Here is an 18,878-nt window from a genome sequence, read left to right as displayed (position 1 = left end):
GGTCAGCGGATGGTGCGGGGCTCCGCGCGGGCCGTGGACTGCTTCAGTTCGAAGAAGCCGGGGTCGGTCGACAGGGTGCGCAGCGCGTCCCAGATCCGCAGGGCGCGGTCGCCGGTCGGGATCTCGCTGAGGACCGGCCCGAACTGCGCGGCGTGGCCGTTGACGGAGAGGGCGGGGACGCCGATGAGCTCCTGCCGGAGTCCCTCGGACGGCACGCGGGCGTGGGAGGCCCGCAGCGTCTCGTCCCACCGCTCGGAGCCCGCTTCCCCGGCCAGGGCGGCGGGGAGTCCGATGTCGCGGAGCGCGGCCTCGACGACGGCTCCGGTTCCACGCATCGCCTCGGTCATCACCTGCTGCCAGGTGTCCTCGGTGGCGTCCCGCACGGGGGAGAAGATGCCGTCCGGGGCGTGCAGCCGACTGCCCAGGGCCGTGTAGAGCGGGCCGACGACCTCGTCGCCGTGCGCGTGCCGGGCTGCCGCCACCACGCGTATGGGGCCCCAGTACGCCGCCAGCATCCCGCGCCGCTCCTCGGACATCTCCGAGCCGCTGTTGAGCAGGGCGAGGCTCATCTCGTGCCAGCGCACGGTGAGCGGGCGGAGCGCGGCGACCTCGGTGATCCAGCGTGAGGTGATCCACGCCCACGGGCAGAGCGGGTCGAACCAGAAGTCGACGATGTCCGTGCCGGTGTCGGGCGCGGGGCGGGTCCCGCCGGTCTCGGTGGTGTCCATGGGCTGCATCTCTTCCTGTTCCTCGTTCCTGTTCGGTCAGTCCGTCGGTCAGTCCGTCAGTCCGTCAGTCCGTCAGTCCGTCCGTCCGTCAAAAAGGACCGTCCGTCGGTAACGGACCGTCCGTCAGAGCCGGACCCTCTGCCGGTCCGTCGGAGTTCAGACGGTCCGGCCGTCCGGCCGTCCGTCGTACGAGTCGGGCGCACCGGCATCGGGCGCACCGCCGTCGGCCCCGTCAGCCCGGTCGGCTCCGTCGGCTCCGTCGAGGGCGGCGGCGCGGGCCAGTGCCTCCAGGACGGCGTTCTGCCGGGCGTCGCGGGCCACCACCCGGCGTGCGTATCCGTCCCGTCCGAAAGTCTGTTCCGCCAGGTCGGCGAGCCGGTCGACGGTCTCCGCCGTCATCCGGGGGCGGCCCAGCTCGTCCCAGGCGGCGTCCATGCCGGGCCCGGCGGCGGCCAGCCAGTGGCGCAGCCCGCCCTCGCCGCCGCCGAGGTGGAACGCCTGGAAGGGGCCGACGGCGGCCCAGCGCACCCCGAGTGCCTGGGTGACCACGGTGTCCAGCTCGGCCATGGTGACGACGCCCTCCTCGACGAGGTGGACGCTCTCACGGAGGATGGCGGCCTGGAGCCGGTTGGCGACGAACCGCCGCACCGGCTTGCGCAGCACGACCGGGACCCGGCCCACCGACCGGTAGAAGGCGACGCACTCCGCGACCGCCGCCGGATCGGTGCGGCTGCCGCCGACGACCTCCACGAGGGGGATGACGTGGGGCGGGTTGAGGGGGTGGCCGACGAGCAGCCGTCCGGAGTCGGCCATCGTGGCGCCCATGGCGTCGGGCAGCAGCCGGGACGTGGAGGAGAGCAGCAGCGCCGTCGGGGGCGCGGCCGCGCCGACGCGGCGGAACAGCTCCTGCTTGAGTTCCAGGTCGTCGGGCAGGTTCTCCTGGACCACGTCGGCGTCCCGTACGGCGTGTTCGAGGTCGGGTGCGATCTCCAGTCGGCGGGCCAGCTCCCGCGGGTCCCGGCCGCCGTCCGGCAGCCCGGGGGCCAGGAGTTCCAGGGCCTCGGCGACGATCGTGCCCGCACCGGCACGTCGGCTGTGGACCCGGACGCGCAGTCCGTGGGCCAGGAACAGCGTGGTCCAGGCCAGTCCGATGGTGCCGGCCCCGATGACGGCGACCGTGCGCGGGGCGGCGGGGTCCGTCGTGGTGCTCATGTCTCACCCGTCGTGGTCGGTGGGGGGCCGGAAGTCGGCGACGGCCGCCGGAGCTGGGCTCCGGCGGCCGTACGGAACGACCCGTTTCCGGCCCGTCAGGGCTGGACCGTGGTGGTGGAGAAGACCACCGGCGCGGCCGGGTCCATGTAGCACTGGAAGGGGTCCCACTCGTTGGTGGTGGGCTGGAGGCGGTACCAGTAGAAGGACGGGTCGGTGAAGCCGGTCCCGGCCGGGCCGGTGGTCAGCGTGCCGGAGCCGGGGGCGCGCAGGACGACCTCCAGATTGGGCAGGTCGTACGCCACCCCGCCCTGGAAGTCGTCGCCGGACCGCACGACCAGGGTGTCGCCGTGCCGCTCGACCCACTGGTTGCCTCCGAGGTTGGCGCTGCCGCCACTCAGCCAGTAGCTCACCACGGTGGCGCCCGCCGGGACCCGGTACGCGATCTTCACGTCGGTCAGCGTCTTGTTGTACGCGGCGACCGCGTTGATCGGCGCCGAGTCGAACGTGACCTTGAACGTCTTGTTCGGGGCGACGGTGGCCGGCGCCGTCACGGTGAAGTCGCGGGAGTAGTCGACCGGTATCCACCCGCCCGACACACGGGTCTGGCACACGTAGGGAGTGGTGGTCGTGGTCGTGGCGGTCACCGCGGCCGAGGCCGGACCGCTCGACACCAGGACGCCCGTGACGGCCACGCCGGCCGAGGCGAGGAGACCCGCGGTCTTCTTCCAGTTCGTCTGCACTGTGTTCCCCTGTTCTTCGCGCCTGGACACTCCGGGCGCGCCTGGCTCAATCTGAGCGTCCCGACTGGAGCCGCGATCGAGAGTGCGTCCAGGCGCGGCGTCACTCCCCGGCGGGTGACGCGGCGTGCGCGGCGGAGCGCGACCTGGCGCGTTCCAGGTGTTCCACGAGCGCGGCGGGGTCCATCACTCCGGAGACCGGGGGGAGACCGTCGACCACGACGGACGGCACCCCGGATACGCCCAGGTCGCGGGCGCGCTGCTCGTCGGCGCGGACCGCGTCGGCGTACGCGTCCCCGGCGAGCACCCCGCGCGCCTCGGCGGCGTCGAGGCCCGCCTCCTCGGCCAGGCGCACCAGGACGTCGTGGTCGGCGATGTTGACCGCTGCGGTGTGGTAGCCGTGGAGGAGCCGTTCCACCATCTCGTCGGCGCCGCCGCGCGCGGCGGCGAGGTGGGTGAGCCGGTGGGCGTCGAAGGAGTTGACCGGGGTGGAGAGGTGCATGTTGAGCTCCACCCCCTCCTTGCGGCCGTGTTCCTTGATCTGGGCGACGCGGACCGGGACGGCGGCCGGGTCCATCCACTGCTCCATGACCTTCTCGGCGGTCGGACCGGGCTCGTGTTCGGCCTCGGGGCCGAGTTCGTAGCTGCGCCAGACGACTTCGACCTCGTCCTGGTGGCCGAACCGGTCCAGCGCGTCCTGGATGCGGCGCTTTCCGACGTAGCACCAGGGGCAGAGGATGTCGGAGAAAATCTCGATCTTCACGGGGGTCTCCTGGGTGACGGTGGGGCGGAGGGGGGCGGGGCCGGTCAGTCGACCGACAGGACGACCTTGCCGCGCACGTGCCCGGTCTCCACTTCGCGGTGGGCGTCGGCGGCGGCGTCCAGCGGGAGGACCCGGGAGATCTCGACGCGCAGCCGGTTCCGCCCGTACACCTCGGTGAGTTCGCGCAGGCGCTCGGCGGACCGCTGGCTGAAGACGGCCCGGACGCCGAGCTCCTCGACGCGGCCGAAGTCGACGAGGGTGGCGATGCGGGCACGGTCCTCCACGAGCGCGACGGACACGTCGAGGGCTTCGCCGCCGATGCAGTCGAGGACGGCGGTCACTCCCTGGGGGGCGAGGGCGCGGACCCGGTCGGCGAGCCCCTCGCCGTAGGTGACGGGGATGGCGCCGAGGGAGCGGAGGTACGCGTGGTTGTGCTCGCCGGCGGTCCCGATGACGGTGGCGCCCCACTCCCTGGCGAGCTGCACGGTGATCGTGCCGACGCCACCGGCGGCGGCGTGTACGAGCAGGGTGTCGCCGGGGCCCACCTCCAGCGCCTTGAGGGCGGTGTGGGCGGTCTGCGCGGAGGCGGAGAAGGCTCCTGCCTCCGTCCAGGGCATGTTCGCGGGCTTGGGCACGACCTGCTCGGCCGGGACCACGAGGTACTGGGCGTAGCAGGACAGCACGGCCCAGCCGAGGACCTCGTCCCCCACGGAGAAGCCGGTGACGCTTTCGCCGAGTTCGTCGACGACGCCCGCGAAGTCGTTGCCGAGGACCTGGGGGAAGGCCAGGGTCATGCCTGGCGGGTTCCACCCGGCGCGGACGGCGCAGTCGTAGGCCTGGACTCCGGCCGCCCGTACCCTCACCCGCACCTCGCCGGGGGCCGGACGGGGCGTGTCGACCTCCGTCACCTTGAGCTCCTCGGGGCCGCCGAAGGCGTGGATGGCTGCTGCCAGCATGGGCGATTCCTTCCTCGTACGCATAAGGGTCACGGGTTCACCGGGCATCCCCGGTGAACCCGTGACCCCATCGTGCAACCTCAACCGCAGTTGAGGTCAATCGGCCTTTTCAGGACAGGAGTTGGGCCGCGTCGCCTTTCAAGCGCCCTTCGAGCGGTCCTTGAGCGGTCCTCGATCGACCCTTGAGCGGTCCTTGAGCGGTCTTCGAGTGGACGTCGAGTGGACGTCGATCGGACGTCGAGCGACAGGGACGCCGTGGTGTCCGCTCAGCGCTCGACGGCGTCCGGCTCGGTGGCCCTGGCACGGGCGACGGCGGCGATGACGGCGTTCTGGACCGTGTCGCGGTCCGCCGCGAGCAGCTCGTAGGAGCGGTCGCCGAACGCCTCCTCGGCCTGGGCGAGAACCGTGCCGACCGTGGCCTCGTCGACCGGCGGGTCGCCCAGCCCCGCCCAGCCGCGCTCCAGACCGACGCCGAGATGCCGGAACCAGTGGCGCAGCCCGCCCGGTCCGCCGCCGAGGTGGAAGGCCCGGAAGGGGCCGACGGCCGCCCAGCGCGGCCCGATGGACGCGGTCACGATCTCGTCCAGCTCCGCGACCGACACCACTCCCTCGCGGACCAGATGGATGCTCTCCCTGAGCAGGGCGGACTGGAGCCGGTTGGCGACGAATCCGGGGACGGCCCTGCGCAGCACGGTCGGCGCCTTCCCCAGGCTCCGGTAGAACGCGACCGTCTCGTCCACGGCCGCCGGATCGGTCCGCTCCCCGGCGACCACCTCGACCAGCGGCACGATGTGCGGCGGGTTGAAGGGGTGCGCCACGAGCAACCGGGACGGGTCGTCCATCGCCGAGCCCAGGTCGTCGGGCAGCAGCGTGGACGTCGAGGACAGCAGCAGGGCCCGGGGACCGGCCGCGGCTCCGGCCCGCGCGAAGAGGTCCCGCTTGAGCGCCAGGTCCTCGGGGGCGTTCTCCTGCACGACGTCGGCGCCCTCGACCGCGCGGGCGACGTCCGGCTCGAACAGCAGCCGCCGCGCCAGTTCCTCCGGATCCCTCGGGCCGCCGGGCAGGGTGGCCGCGTACCGGCCGAGGGCCGCGCGCACATGCCGTTCCGCGTCGGGGCGGCGACTGTTGACGCGGACCGTCATCCCGGCCGCCGCGAACAGCGCGATCCAGCCGAGGCCGATGGTGCCGGTGCCGATCACCGTGGCCGTCCGCGCGGGCCCGGCTCCGCCCGCCGCGGTGACCGTGCCCGCCGTCGTCTCGTTCACAGGTGCTCCTGGGGTACGGGGAGGGGCACGGGTCAGTAGGTGCCGAGGGCGCCGCAGACGTTCATGGCCTGAGCGGTGACGGCTCCCGCGGCGTCGGCGACGAGGTAGTCCACCATCGCGGCGACCTCCTCGACCTCCACGTAGCGGCCGATCGGCACGCGCGTGGTGACCTTCTCGGCGGCCTCGTCCTCGGTGATGTCCCACATGTCCGCGTAGTGGCGGCGGACCCGCTCGGCCATCGGGGTCTCGACGAAGCCGGGGCAGACCGCGTTGACGGTGATGCCGGTCTTGGCCAGGTCCAGGCCCAGCGCCTTGGTGAAGCCGACCACACCGTGCTTCGACGCGGAGTAGGGGGCCGCCGTGACCGCTCCCTGCTTGCCCGCCGTGGAGGCGATGCTGATGATCCGGCCCCAGCCCTTGCCGAGCATCCCTCCGGCGGAGAGGACCTCGCGGGTCACCAGGAAGACACTGTTGAGATTGGTGTCGATGACGTCGTACCAGAGCTCGTCGGTCATCTCGGCGATCGCTCCGCCACCGTTGCGCCCGGCGTTGTTGACCAGGACGTCGATGGTCCCGTAGCGCTCCACGGCGGTCCGGACGAAGCGCCGGACGTCCTCCTTGTCGGTGACGTCGCACGGGACGCCGTCGACCTCCAGCCCCTCGTCGCGCAGGGACTTGACGGCCCCGGCGAGCCGGTCCTCGTCCCGTCCGCACACGAAGACGCGGGCACCGCCGCGGGCCAGGTGCGCGGCCACGGTCAGGCCGATCCCGCTGGTCGCCCCGGTCACCACTGCCACCCTCTGCTGCCGCTCGGCCATCGTTCCTCCGTAACACCGTCTGCTTGAGGCGAGTTGACGGTGCTCAGAGTCGGCGCGGGGGCTCGACGGGTGGTCGAGCGGAGATCCAGTGGTACGCGCCGGTGGTCCGGGCCCCGGCCCGCGCGTCCCCGGCCCACACGCCCCCGGACCCCGCGCCACGCCGGAGCCCATGCGCCGACCGGTGCGCGCCCTGCCGGAGCCCGGCGTCAGCCGGTGCGTGCCACGGCGTACCCGGCGGCGCTGGTCGCCGGGAAGCTCTCGGGACCGGCCAGCACCGCCGCGAGGTGGGCCACGGACGCCATCGTGATGTGCCGGTGCCAGCCCTGGAACGAACGGCCCCCGAAATCCCGCAGACCCACGTCCTCCGCGATCGGGAGGAAGTCACGGGTGACCACGTCGGCGAGATCGGTCAGCTCCAGCACCGCGGTCGGCGGGAGATCGCTCATGTTCGTGAGCCACAGCTTGGCGTGCCGCCGCTCGCGCGCCGGCCAGTGCGCCACCAGCAGCAGTGACCGGTCGGTGCCGCGCCGGGGCGCCGACATCCGCACGGGTACGACCGGGATGACCGACGCCACGGCGTCCTGCACCGGCCTGCCCTGCGGGTCCTGGCATTCGAGGGGCCTGCGCATCCGTTTCATCGACTCGACGAGCTGCTCGGCCTGCATCTCACGGTCGCTGTACCCCTGGAGGGCCGTGCAGTCGACCCGCAGCGGGGTCGAGGGACACACCCTCATCACCACCGGGGTCCCCGCCCGGTCGAAGTGCCGGAAGCACTCCCCGACGTCCAGTCCCTCGCTGTCGAGCACCACGGGCAGACAGGACACGCCCCAGTCGCGGACCGGCTCCAGGGCGACCGCGCTCGCGCACTCCTCCAGGGACTCCGGTCCGATCTCCTCCGGAATGCTCGCCATGCGCCGGCGCGGTGCGTCCTGCGACCAGCTCGGGGGCAGCACCAGTCTCCAGTTCACCGGCACCGCCGCGTCCGCCGACGCCAGCCACGCCCCGTACGACTGCTGGCCGACGACGGTCTGCCGCAGATGCGGGACGAACTGCTCCTCCACCCCCACCGAGCTCGCGCCGACTCTCGGAACCACGGTCGGCAGCACCACGAGGGCCCGTGGCCCGGTCAGCCGCTCGACCTCGGCGGCCAGGGCGCGCCGCACCTCCGTCCACTCCCACGGCGATCCGCTGATGAAGTGGTGGGTGCTCTGCCGCGCGGCCTCTCCGCCCACCTGGTCCGCGATGTTCCGCAGCGTCTTGCGCCCTGTCGCGGTCAGCAGCCCCCGCGCGTATCTCTCGGCCTGGAGTCGCTGGTCACGTCTGCCGAGGGGCGCGAAGACGGAGTCGCCGAGTTCGGCCACCCACGCAGCCGATTCACCGGGTCCGACGGAGGTTTTCCCGCCATCCGAGGCCTTCCCGTATCGCTGCCCCATGCGCATGGTGCCCCCCTTGACTCCTGCCAGACTGCACGCCACCTGAACATTTTCGGCATAAAATCTACGTGATCGACATTCAAGAATCGACATGAACGATCAATTGGCCGGAAGTCGGCAACGTGCGGTCCGTGAAGGGTGCATTCGTCGGCATCGCTCAGCCGAAATCAGGCCCATCGACGCCACGGGGCACTCCGAGGAGGACCCGACCGGTCGGCCGAGCGAGTTGACATGAAACGGAGGGCACCCTTCCGCAGGGAGCCTTCCTCCGGGAGCGCGACAGGGCCGCCCCGCGTGCCGTCGCGGCCCGCCCGGTCACGGCGAGAACCGGCGGGAAGAACCGGTCCGCCTCGACGGCCTTCCCTACGGGGAGCTACGGGGAGCTACGGGGGGCTACGGGGGGCTACGGGAAGCGAGCAGGACGGACAGCCGACCCGCTCCCGAAGGCCGACTGTCCCCGCCATCCGGAAACCGGAAACCGGAGCTCGGGAGCCGGGGCCTACGGACTCCGGAGTCCCACGGCCGCCGGGTGCTCGGGGCCTGGTGGACGACCTGCCGGACAGTGGCTGGACCCTGGCGGTGGCGGCACGACCGCTGCGACGAGCCGGGGCGGACGGAGCGTTTCCGTCGGTCCTCGCCGCCCGGGGGTGAAACAGGAGGGGAAACGGGGAGTGAACAATGGGCAACTGGGCAGGGATATGAGAGGCATACCCACGCATTCCCGTCAGCGACCTCAATTGCTCGTTGCCGCCCGCGCACGGGCCAGCAAGAATTGGGAAACCGCCCCGCACGGCCCTCAGCGGCCCTGAAGGACTGTGCCGTGGTGCGCCCTCACCCGACCTTGCCCGCCGTGCGGGCGCGTATCCGAAGGGAGGACCGTGACCCTCGGATTCGCTCCGCCCACAGCCACCTCGTTCAGATCTTCGTCCGAGTCCGCCAGCCGCCTCTCCCGGATACTCGAACCCTCCGAGTGGAGCGCGGCGGGGATCCCCCTGCTGCGCAACCCGCGCGAGGTCGTCAGCGGCCTGCACTCACGTCACGAGCCGACGCCCTCCATGGCGGTCCTCGCGGTCCTCGACCACGAGGAACGGCTCGCCGCCAGTGCCTCGTTCGTCCGCCGCCCCGCCCCGGCGGACGGCTGGGAGTTCCGCAACGCGCTGCTCGCGCATCTGCGCCGGGTCATTCCGCACGACCTCCGCAGACGCTCACCGGTCAGGACGGCGGTCCTGCTGTACTGCCGTGACGGCGACGAGCGGTGGACGGAGGAGGACGGCGCCTGGATGTGGGGGCTCAGGGACGCCTGCACGCTGCACGGGCTCCGCTGTGGTGCCTACATCACGCTGACCCGGGGGGGCTGGCAGGTGCTGGGCGAGGGCCGGGGCGGCCGGCGCCCGGGTTCCGACTCGCCACCCGTGCCCCTGGGTGACGGACCCGCCGAGCCGGGCGCGCACACACCGCGCACGGCGAGCGGTGCGAACGAGCCGCTGCGCCGGGTCGCCGCACGCTGACGGCACGGAGGACGGAACGACGTCCGCCCCCGCCGGACCCCGGAACGGCCCGGCGGGGGAACGGTCGTTCAGACGCTCGCGCCCGCTCCGAGGAGCGAGGTGACGCGCTGGGGGTCACCGCAGACGACGAGCAGCGCACCCGCACGGGCCCTCGCCGACGGCAGGGCCCGGGCGAGGATGTCGTCCTCCCCGCCGTTGACGGCGACGATCACCACGGGACGGGCCGAGGCCCGCTCCACGGCGGCGGCGTGCGCGAAGAAGACGTCGTCACCGGTGTCCTGCTGGGCCCAGTAGGCGGCTTCGCCGAAGGACAGCTCGTGGGTCGCCCACGGGTGCGGGTCGCCGGTGGTGATCACCAGGACCTCGCCGGGGGCCCGGCCGCTCTCCAGGAGCAGGTCCAGGGCCTCCTCGGCGGCGTCCAGGGCGCCGTCGACGGGGGCCGGGATCAGCTGGAGCTGCGGCTCGGACGAGCCGCCGGAACGATTTTCCGTGGTGTTCGCCGGGGCGGGCACGGCACCGGGCTGCGGTCGCCGGGCAGGGGCCGCGGGCTTGGCCGGACCCGGCACGGGCTGTCCGGGGCGCGGAGAGGCCGCGGAACGCGGGCCGGGTACGGGACGAGGGGTCTGCGCGGGGCGGCCGGTGGCCGCGGTCGCGCGGGGACCCTGGGCGCTCTCGTGAATCTGAGGCTCCTCGGGGATGAGCGGCATGGGTGGATGTCTATCAAACGCCGCTGCGCGAGGCATCGGCGGGTGGGCACACATGTGCGCCCCGGTCCCGTGACGGACCCTTCGATCAGGGCCCCGCGACCGGAAGTTCAGAAGTCGAAGCCGAGTTGGCCCCCGCTCTCCAGCGCGGCCGCCTCGACGGAGAGGCGGACCTTCTTGAGGTGGCTCCACCTGGGCATGGCGTCCAGGTAGGACCAGGAGAGACGGTGCTGGGCGGTGGGCCCCAGCTCTTCGAGCGCGGCCTTGTGGACCGGCGAAGGGTAGCCCGCGTTGGCACCGAAGGCGTAGGCCGCGTACTCCTCGGTCCCGGCTCCGAGCTCCGCCATGACCGTGTCACGGCGGACCTTGGCGATGACGGAGGCGGCGGCCACGGCGATGCAGGACTGGTCGCCCTTGATCACCGTACGGACCTTCCACGGGCTGCCGAGGTAGTCGTGCTTGCCGTCGAGGATGACCGCGTCGGGCCGTACGGGGAGGCCTTCGAGGGCCCGTACGGCGGCGAGCCGCAGGGCGGCGGTCATACCGAGTGCGTCGATCTCCTGAGGAGAGGCGTCGCCCAGCGCGTACGCGGTGACCCACCGCTCCAGTTCCGCGGCGAGCGCGGTACGCCGCCTGGGGGTGATCAGCTTGGAGTCGGTGAGGCCCTCGGGCGGTCGGCGCAGACCGGTGACGGCCGCGCACACGGTGACGGGACCGGCCCACGCCCCGCGCCCGACCTCGTCGACTCCGGCGACGATCCTGGCGCCGGTGGTCGCTCGGAGCGATCGCTCGACAGTGTGGGTGGGGGGTTCATACGGCATGGCGCCTGACAGGTTACGCCGCTCGGCACCGGGTGCGATACCCGGTTTCCGTCCGGCCGCACCGGGTGCGGCTCCGACAGGGGTCGGCACACTCCGGGAGCGCCATCGCCCGGTCGAGGAAACCGACCGGGCCGACACCCAGGCATTCACTTCCGCACACAGCGGATCGAAGGCATGGGCGGGCCGTCGAGGCGAGAGAGGAATCCGCTCCGGAACCGCCCCTCAGGGCCTACAACCACCTCAACTACGGGGATTTCTGCGCGTCACGCGAGGCACATCACAGGGGAAGGGGCAGATGAGATCCACCTCTCTCGACCATCAGGCCGAGAGAGGGGAAATCTCCCTCGAATTCGCATACGCGAACTACATGCCGCACCTCAGCGCGGGGCGCCCGGGACCCATTCCGGCAGTCCTTCGGTCTGGCGCAGCCAGTCGGCCGGAGGGGCTCCGGACGTGGCGGAGGCCACCACGCCTCCCGCGATGGCACAGGTCGTGTCCACGTCACCGCCGACCTGTGCGGTGGTCCAGAACATGTCCTCGAAGTCACCGAGCCGCCGGGCCGCCGACCAGAGCGCGAAGGGAACCGTGTCGTGCGCGCTGGTCCGGCGTCCGCTGCCGAGAACGGCCGCGACGGTGCTCGCGTCGCCGTAGTCGAGCATGTCGCGGGCCCTGCGCAGCCCGGCGCCCACCGCGCTGCGCGGGACGAGGGCGATGACCCCGTCGAGCAGCTCCTCGGGCGTGGGAGGTCCGGCGGGGGCCGCCGCCAGGGCGGCCGCGGCGGCCACGGCCATGGCGCCGACGACGGCCTCGCGGTGCTGATGGGTCGTGTACGCGGAGATCTCGGCCTGGTGCGTCGCCTGCTCGGGGTCGTCCGCGTACCAGGCCCCGAGCGGCGCGATCCGCATGGCGGCGCCGTTGCCCCAGGACCCCTGGCCCTGGAAGAGCGCGGCGGCCAGCTCCCGCCAGTCGCCGCCCTCCCGGACGAGCCGGAGCATCCGGTTGACCGCCGGGCCGTAGCCCCGGTCGAAGTCGTGGTGGTGGGCGAAGGACAGGGCCAGGGCGTCCTGGTCGATCCGGTGGTGGCCGACGAGGACGGCGAGGACGGAGCACGCCATCTCGGTGTCGTCGGTCCACTGCCAGGGGCCTTCGGGCAGCTCGCGCCGCTTCAGCAGGGGGTAGTGGGCGGGAACGAAGAACTGGGAGCCCAGGGCGTCTCCCACGGACAGCCCGCGCAGGCTGGCCAGGGCGCGGTCGAAGCGCCGGTCGAATGCGGAGTCAGCGGTCATCGGTCGGCCACTCTAATTCGTCGCGGTGGATCCGGCACCACGTGGCACCCAGGTGGTGCCGCCCGGCCTGTTCGAACACGGTGCCGGTGACGCGCGTAGCTGCTGTGACCGGCATGAGCCTCCGGATCGGCCGACGCGCGCTGCCGCCCGGAATAAGGCCGCCGCCCGGCCCACGGTTCCTCAGGGCGAGCACCGGCACCCGTACCCCGCGAAGGGGCCGTTCGCTCCGACCATGGCACGACACCCCAGAACCCGTGAGCGCACTCCGCCCGACCGGCCCTGCCACCCGTCACACGAACACCATCCATCCGCCCCGGCGCCCGCGCACCCAGGACATGGGCGCCCGCGCCGACACTTCACCCCTCAGCAGAGCCCCAGGGAGAAACCGCTCTGTCAGTGCCGGGTGAGATGCTCCACCACCATGGACAAGGAGCAGTTCTGGGAACTCGTCGAGATGGCCCGCAGCCGGGTGGCCGACCCGTGCGACAGCGAGTCGATCGCCCGCGGGGCGACCTCACTGCTGGCCGACCGGCCGGTCGAGGAGATCGTCGCCGCCGAGCAGGCGCTGTGGGACCTGATGGGCGAGTCCTGCATCAGCCCCCTGTGGGCCGCCGCCTACACCGCCAACGGCGGGTGCTCGGACGACGGCTTCGACTACTTCCGCGGCTGGCTGATCGCTCAGGGCCGCGAAGTCTTCGAACGCGCGGTCGCCGATCCGGACACGCTCGCGGAACTGCCCGCCGTTCGCGCCTCCGCGACCGAGGGCTACGACCTGGAGTGCGAGGACATGCTGGGTATCGCGTGGAACGCGCACGTCACAGCGACCGGTGAGCGGCTTCCCGCAGGGTCACCCGCCATCCGCACCCACTCCCCCCGGCTGGACCCCGCCTGGGCCTTCGACTTCGACGACTCCGACGAGATCACTCGCCGCCTGCCGCGCCTGGCCGCCCTCTACCTGTAGGAGCTGCGACACGAGGTGACTATCCGGTGGGACCGTACGGTTCCGGGGTCCGCCAGCGCTCGAACGGCCGGTCCAGGCGGTACCTTCCGTCCTCGTCGAGCAGAAGGACCCGGGTCTCGGCGTTGCCCGGGTTCGACAGCGACTCGAAGTCCGCGACCGTCCAGTGGAACCAGCGCATACAGAACAGGCGCATGGTCAGTCCATGGGTGACCAGGAGGACGTTGGGCGGGTGGTCGGGTGCCTCGAAACTGCGGTAGAGGCTTTCCAGGAAGGCCCCCACGCGGTCGTAGACGTCCGCACCCGACTCGCCCTGGGCGAAGCGGTAGAAGAAGTGCCCGTAGGCGTCCCGGTACGCCTTCTGGAGGCGCACGTCCTCCCGCTCCTGCCAGTTTCCCCAGTCCTGCTCGCGCAGCCGTGGCTCCTCCCGCACGCGCACCCGCTCCGGCGACAGCCGGAAGGCGCTGAGCGTCTCGTGGGTGCGCCGGTACGGGGAGACGTACACGCTGACCGCCTCGTCCCCGAAGAGTTCCCGCAGCCGCTCCCCCGTCTCCGCCGCCTGCCGCCGTCCCGTCCCGGTGAGCCTCAGGGCGTGATCGGGCTCCCGTTCGTACACCGTGTCATCGACATTGCCTTCGGACTCCCCGTGTCGTACGAGGACGATGCGCCGCGGTCGTGCCATACCCCGACCCTAGGGTGTGCTCCGAAGGTCCCGCCTGCCCGGCGGCGTCCGGCACACATGCCCGCCGCGTTGTCGGGATCACCCCGGTACATCAGGTGTCGGGGTGATCCTCCGCCTCGTGATGGCACGCACCGGACGCCGCCAGGCCCGCCCTCCGGGCAGACGGCACTGCCTTTGAAGCACCCCCGGGATCGCCGCCTCCGAGCGGGCTCGACCGAGGAGGCGTCCGGAGTCCATCCGGCGTACGTCCCCGGTGAAGCGACGACGCCGGGCCCGGTCGTGCGAGACGGCCACGACGGTGCCCCGGTGCGCGAGGAGCGCGCCCACCGGCCGGTCGAGCGCGGACGCGTCGAGGTGGTCGGCCGACTCGTCGAGCAGCCCCTGCGGACGGCCCCGCGGCAGGCCCTTCAGACCGTCCAGGCGCCTTCGAGCCGCACCACGTCGCCGTCGAGCGCCGCCACGTCGGCGGCGGTGTGGGCCCGCAGACCCAGCCGCTCGATGCGTTCCACGCGGTACTTGCCGTGCTCCGCCGCGGACTGCCACAGGGACAGCACCATGAACTCGCTGCCCGGCGCTTCCCCGAACAGACCCCGGAGCATGCCCGGGGACCCGGCCATCGCCGGGTTCCAGACCTTCTCCTGCATGAGCGCGAAGTGTTCCGCGCGCTCCTCGTGGACACGGCAGTGGGCGACACGCGCCACGTCGGCGTCGGAGAACTTCGGCTCGAACCCCGTCTTCACGTCGAAACGGTGGTCGAACAGCTTGACCTGGGCGTTCTTGAAGGTGCCCGCCTGCGTCGCCGCGAGCCGGTCGTGGGAACGCGCCATGAAGGAGTCGTAGAACGCCCGGCTCTCCCAGAACGCGAAGACATGGGCGACGTCCGGACGAGCCCGGCTCCACCCGCCGCCCTGGCCCCGGAATCCCGGCTCACCGAGCAGCCCCGCCCATTTCCGCTGTCCCCGCTCGAACCCTCGACGGTCCATCACGGTGCAGCGAATCCACTTGACCAGCACCGCGCCATCGTACGGGGCGGACGACCGCCCCGGCAGACCCCGTCGAAGCCCGCCACAGGCGGCGCGCCAAGTGCCCCACCACTCAGGGCGAGTTCACCGATCCCCCGCCCAAGTGCGCGGATTCGAGCCATTCATGGGTCGAGATCCGGCTGCTCGCAGCTCCCCGCGGTGCTCTCCTGCCCGGTCCCCGGGTCCGGTGTCACCGCCGCATGACACCATGAGTGATCGGCATACGACCATGGGCTTCGGACGGGCCGGACGGTACGACGGAGGCGTGCGCGGGGGCGTACGCGGAGAGGGGAAGCACCATGAGCGGACTCAGCAAAGGGGTCGGACGGGTCGAGGTGGCGCTCAAATGGGACCCCGCGCCGTCCGGCGCGCCGTCCCACGACCTCGACCTGGTCGCGGGCGTCTTCACGGCGGACGACCCCCATGGGCCACCGGCCCAGTTGGTGCACTTCGGCAGCCGCTCCCCCGACGGCACGATCACGCTCCACCGCGACAGCCGTACGGGGCAGGGCTTCGGATTCGACGAGGCGATGACCGTGGAGCTGAACCGGCTGGCGCCGCGCTACACGCGCGTGGTGGTCGGCGTGGCGATCCAGCAGGGCGCGGGGCGGCTGGCCTTCGGCGACATCACGCACGTGGGCGTGCGGGTCCGCGAGGGCTACACCGATCTCCTGGTCCATGACTTCGCGGACGTCGCGGACGCCCGGTCGGCGACGATCGTGGAGTTCGTCCGCGAGGGCGCCGACAGCTGGTCGTTCCACCCCCTCAGTCACGGCTTCGACGCCGACCCGGGGGCCTTCTCCGCACTGCTCGGCTCCGTCCGCCCCTGACCTCCGCCCGGCCGCCGGGCCTTCGGCACGGGCTGGCGCGCACTCCGCGCACGACGAAGGGGACCGGCCCGAGGCCGGTCCCCTTCATGCGTCACTGCTCAGCCACCGCGCGGCACACGTCGGACGCCGTGTGCCGCGCGGTTCCGGCCGGTGTCAGCTGCAACCGCTGGTCGAGCCGCAGCCCTCGCAGATGTAGCAGGAGCCGGCGCGCTGCATCTTGGTGCCGCAGGAGAAGCAGAGCGGGGCGTCGGCGCTGATGCCGAGCTGCATCTCGACGAGCTCGGCGGAGGTGTGGGCCTGCTTCGGGGCCGGGACCTCGGCCTTCGGCGCCGGGACGGCGACGGGCTTCAGTTCCTGGGCGCGGGGGGCCGACTGGGCCAGCGCCTCGACGTCGACCTCGTCCTCCTCGGACTGCTCGTACGAGCCGGTGTCGAGGTGGCGCTGACGCTCCTCGGCGGAGTGGATGCCGAGGGCGGAGCGGGTCTCGAAGGGCAGGAAGTCGAGCGCCAGGCGGCGGAAGATGTAGTCGACGATCGACTGCGCCATCCGCACGTCCGGGTCGTCCGTCATACCGGCCGGCTCGAAGCGCATGTTGGTGAACTTCGAGACGTACGTCTCCAGCGGGACGCCGTACTGGAGGCCGACCGAGACCGCGATGGAGAAGGCGTCCATCATGCCCGCGAGCGTCGAGCCCTGCTTGGACATCTTGAGGAAGACCTCGCCGAGACCGTCGTCCGGGTAGGAGTTGGCGGTCATGTAGCCCTCGGCGCCACCGACGGTGAAGGAGGTGGTGATCCCCGGGCGGCCCTTGGGCAGGCGCTTGCGGACCGGACGGTACTCGACGACCTTCTCGACGGCCGCGCGGATCGTCGCCTCGGACTTCGCGGTGACCTCGGTCTTCTCCTTCTCCTTCGTCTTGGCGGAGAGGGGCTGGCCGACCTTGCAGTTGTCGCGGTAGATCGCGAGCGCCTTGACGCCCATCTTCCAGGCCTCGAAGTAGACCTCCTCGACGTCCTCGACCGTGGCCGTCTCCGGCAGGTTCACGGTCTTGGAGAGGGCGCCGGAGATCCACGGCTGGATGGCGGCCATCATGCGGACGTGGCCCATCGCGGAGATGGAACGCTCGCCCATGGCGCAGTCGAAGACCTCGTAGTGCTCGGTCTTCAGGCCGGGGGCGTCGATCACGTTGCCGTTCTCGGCGATGTGGGCGACAATCGCCTCGATCTGCTCCTCGGGGTAGCCGAGGCGGCGCAGGGCCTGCGGGACGGTGCCGTTGACGATCTGCATCGAGCCGCCGCCGACCAGCTTCTTGAACTTGACCAGGGCGAGGTCGGGCTCCAGGCCGGTGGTGTCGCAGGACATCGCGAGACCGATGGTGCCGGTCGGGGCGATGACCGAGGCCTGGGCGTTGCGGAAGCCGTTCTTGGCGCCGAGGCGGATCACGTCCTGCCAGGCCTCCGTGGCGGCGGCCCAGATCGGCGCGTCCAGGTCGCCCGTGCGGACGGCCTTGGTGTTCTCGTCGGCGTGCTGCCGCATGACCTGCTGGTGCGGCTCGGCGTTGCGGGCGTAGCCGTCGTACGCGCCGACGACCGCGGCGAGCTCGGCGGAACGCTTGTACGAGGTGCCGGTCATCAGCGAGGTGACGGCACCGGCGAGGGCGCGGCCGCCGTCGGAGTCGTACGCGTGACCGGTCGCCATCAGCAGGGCGCCGAGGTTGGCGTAGCCGATGCCGAGCTGACGGAAGGCGCGGGTGTTCTCGCCGATCTTCTCGGTGGGGAAGTCGGCGAAGCAGATGGAGATGTCCATCGCGGTGATGACGAGCTCGACGACCTTGGCGAAGCGCTCCACGTCGAAGGACTGGTGGCCCTTGCCGTCGTCCTTGAGGAACTTCATCAGGTTCAGCGAGGCGAGGTTGCAGGACGTGTTGTCCAGGTGCATGTACTCGCTGCACGGGTTCGAGCCGTTGATACGACCGGACTCGGGGCAGGTGTGCCACTGGTTGATCGTGTCGTCGTACTGGATGCCCGGGTCGGCGCAGGCCCACGCGGCCTCGGCCATCTTGCGGAAGAGCGACTTGGCGTCGACCTCCTCGATGACCTCGCCGGTCATCCGGGAGGTGAGGCCGAACGAGCCGCCGGACTCGACCGCCTTCATGAACGTGTCGTTCACCCGGACCGAGTTGTTGGCGTTCTGGTACTGGACGGACGTGATGTCGTCGCCGCCCAGGTCCATGTCGAAGCCCGCGTCACGGAGGGCGCGGATCTTCTCCTCCTCCTTGACCTTGGTCTCGATGAAGTTCTCGATGTCGGGGTGGTCGACGTCGAGGATGACCATCTTGGCCGCACGACGGGTCGCGCCGCCCGACTTGATGGTTCCCGCCGAGGCGTCGGCACCGCGCATGAAGGAGACCGGGCCGGAGGCGTTGCCGCCGGAGGAGAGCAGTTCCTTGGAGGAGCGGATGCGGGAGAGGTTCAGGCCGGCGCCGGAGCCGCCCTTGAAGATCATGCCCTCTTCCTTGTACCAGTCGAGGATGGACTCCATGGAGTCGTCGACGGACAGGATGAAGCAGGCGGAGACCTGCTGGGGCTGCGGCGTGCCGACGTTGAACCAGACCGGCGAGTTGAAGCTGAAGATCTGGTGCAGGAGGGCGTACGCCAGCTCGTGCTCGAAGATCTCCGCGTCGGCGGGCGAGGCGAAGTAGCCGTACTCCTCGCCCGCCTTCGTGTACGTCTTCACGATGCGGTCGATCAGTTGCCTGAGACCGGTCTCGCGCTGCGGGGTGCCGACGGCCCCCCGGAAGTACTTGCTGGTGACGATGTTGACCGCGTTCACCGACCAGAAGTCGGGGAACTCGACGCCACGCTGCTCGAAGTTGATCGAGCCGTCGCGCCAGTTGGTCATGACGACGTCACGACGCTCCCAGACCACCTCGTCGTACGGATGCACGCCGGGGGTGGAATGGATGCGCTCGATGCGCAGGCCCTTGCTCGCCGACTTGGGTCCCTTGGTGCGGGAACCACGTGCCGGGCCGCTCGCCGTCTCTGTCATGCCGCCTCCCATATACGGGCAAAACACACTTTGGCGCCCAGATAGTCCCAGGGCACCGTCTTCTGTACGTCGTTGTTCTGTACTGCTGCCACGGACGTCACGGGGGA

General features: G+C 71.6%; 17 protein-coding genes. 3 read left to right on the top strand and 14 right to left on the bottom strand.

Annotation, left to right across the window (positions count from 1 at the left end):
* Positions 1-2: 2 nt before the first annotated feature.
* From ACIRQY_RS11525 to ACIRQY_RS11490, 8 genes are all read right to left on the bottom strand, one after another.
* Entirely contained in the window at positions 3-737 is a 735-nt protein-coding gene (locus ACIRQY_RS11525) for a DsbA family protein (RefSeq protein WP_403924047.1), read from the bottom strand.
* A gap of 147 nt (positions 738-884) precedes the next feature.
* Positions 885-1,940, bottom strand: a complete 1,056-nt coding sequence (locus ACIRQY_RS11520) for a 3-hydroxyacyl-CoA dehydrogenase NAD-binding domain-containing protein (protein WP_403924044.1) — start codon at positions 1,938-1,940, stop codon at positions 885-887.
* Positions 1,941-2,035: 95 nt separating this feature from the next.
* The gene (locus tag ACIRQY_RS11515; RefSeq protein ID WP_351790949.1) at positions 2,036-2,680 is read right to left on the bottom strand and encodes a hypothetical protein; all 645 of its coding nucleotides are present in this window, start codon (positions 2,678-2,680) and stop codon (positions 2,036-2,038) included.
* 100 nt (positions 2,681-2,780) lie between these two features.
* Positions 2,781-3,440: a DsbA family oxidoreductase gene (locus tag ACIRQY_RS11510; RefSeq protein ID WP_351790951.1), complete on the bottom strand. Its 660-nt coding sequence runs from the start codon at positions 3,438-3,440 to the stop codon at positions 2,781-2,783.
* A gap of 44 nt (positions 3,441-3,484) precedes the next feature.
* Positions 3,485-4,396: an NADP-dependent oxidoreductase gene (locus ACIRQY_RS11505; RefSeq protein WP_403924041.1), complete on the bottom strand. Its 912-nt coding sequence runs from the start codon at positions 4,394-4,396 to the stop codon at positions 3,485-3,487.
* A gap of 266 nt (positions 4,397-4,662) precedes the next feature.
* The gene (locus tag ACIRQY_RS11500; protein WP_403924038.1) at positions 4,663-5,661 is read right to left on the bottom strand and encodes a 3-hydroxyacyl-CoA dehydrogenase NAD-binding domain-containing protein; all 999 of its coding nucleotides are present in this window, start codon (positions 5,659-5,661) and stop codon (positions 4,663-4,665) included.
* Between the two features lie 32 nt (positions 5,662-5,693).
* On the bottom strand, positions 5,694-6,479 hold the full coding sequence (gene fabG, locus ACIRQY_RS11495) for a 3-oxoacyl-ACP reductase FabG (RefSeq protein WP_403924035.1): 786 nt from the start codon (positions 6,477-6,479) through the stop codon (positions 5,694-5,696).
* A gap of 206 nt (positions 6,480-6,685) precedes the next feature.
* Positions 6,686-7,840 carry a transposase gene (locus tag ACIRQY_RS11490; RefSeq protein ID WP_351790958.1) on the bottom strand — a complete coding sequence of 385 codons (1,155 nt, stop codon included), beginning with the start codon at positions 7,838-7,840 and terminating at the stop codon, positions 6,686-6,688.
* A gap of 950 nt (positions 7,841-8,790) precedes the next feature.
* Between ACIRQY_RS11490 and ACIRQY_RS11485 the strand changes: the two genes are divergently transcribed.
* Complete coding sequence (locus tag ACIRQY_RS11485; protein ID WP_403924032.1) at positions 8,791-9,420, top strand: hypothetical protein; 630 nt, start codon at positions 8,791-8,793, stop codon at positions 9,418-9,420.
* 68 nt (positions 9,421-9,488) lie between these two features.
* Here the strand turns inward: ACIRQY_RS11485 and ACIRQY_RS11480 are convergent, their stop codons facing one another.
* From ACIRQY_RS11480 to ACIRQY_RS11470, 3 genes are all read right to left on the bottom strand, one after another.
* A complete protein-coding gene (locus tag ACIRQY_RS11480; protein WP_351790963.1) occupies positions 9,489-10,127 on the bottom strand; it encodes a hypothetical protein in 639 nt (212 codons plus the stop codon).
* Positions 10,128-10,234: 107 nt separating this feature from the next.
* Positions 10,235-10,945, bottom strand: coding sequence for a ribonuclease HII (locus tag ACIRQY_RS11475; RefSeq protein WP_351790966.1), 711 nt, complete (start codon positions 10,943-10,945; stop codon positions 10,235-10,237).
* A gap of 377 nt (positions 10,946-11,322) precedes the next feature.
* The gene (locus ACIRQY_RS11470) at positions 11,323-12,231 is read right to left on the bottom strand and encodes an ADP-ribosylglycohydrolase family protein (protein WP_403924029.1); all 909 of its coding nucleotides are present in this window, start codon (positions 12,229-12,231) and stop codon (positions 11,323-11,325) included.
* A 421-nt stretch (positions 12,232-12,652) separates the two neighbouring features.
* Here ACIRQY_RS11470 and ACIRQY_RS11465 point away from each other — a divergent pair, with 421 nt between their 5' ends.
* Positions 12,653-13,192, top strand: coding sequence for a DUF4240 domain-containing protein (locus tag ACIRQY_RS11465; RefSeq protein ID WP_403924026.1), 540 nt, complete (start codon positions 12,653-12,655; stop codon positions 13,190-13,192).
* A 19-nt stretch (positions 13,193-13,211) separates the two neighbouring features.
* Here the strand turns inward: ACIRQY_RS11465 and ACIRQY_RS11460 are convergent, their stop codons facing one another.
* The gene (locus ACIRQY_RS11460) at positions 13,212-13,871 is read right to left on the bottom strand and encodes a histidine phosphatase family protein (RefSeq protein ID WP_351790974.1); all 660 of its coding nucleotides are present in this window, start codon (positions 13,869-13,871) and stop codon (positions 13,212-13,214) included.
* A 407-nt stretch (positions 13,872-14,278) separates the two neighbouring features.
* Positions 14,279-14,884: a YdbC family protein gene (locus ACIRQY_RS11455; RefSeq protein WP_351790977.1), complete on the bottom strand. Its 606-nt coding sequence runs from the start codon at positions 14,882-14,884 to the stop codon at positions 14,279-14,281.
* A 308-nt stretch (positions 14,885-15,192) separates the two neighbouring features.
* Between ACIRQY_RS11455 and ACIRQY_RS11450 the strand changes: the two genes are divergently transcribed.
* A complete protein-coding gene (locus ACIRQY_RS11450) occupies positions 15,193-15,723 on the top strand; it encodes a TerD family protein (protein ID WP_403924022.1) in 531 nt (176 codons plus the stop codon).
* A 153-nt stretch (positions 15,724-15,876) separates the two neighbouring features.
* Here ACIRQY_RS11450 and ACIRQY_RS11445 read toward each other — a convergent pair whose 3' ends face one another.
* Complete coding sequence (locus ACIRQY_RS11445; RefSeq protein ID WP_351790983.1) at positions 15,877-18,771, bottom strand: vitamin B12-dependent ribonucleotide reductase; 2,895 nt, start codon at positions 18,769-18,771, stop codon at positions 15,877-15,879.
* Positions 18,772-18,878 lie beyond the last annotated feature (107 nt).

It is taken from the genome of Streptomyces sp. NPDC101490 (assembly GCF_044767145.1).
In the GTDB taxonomy this organism is placed as follows: Bacteria; Actinomycetota; Actinomycetes; order Streptomycetales; family Streptomycetaceae; genus Streptomyces.
This window is presented reverse-complemented; position numbering and strand designations above follow the sequence as displayed.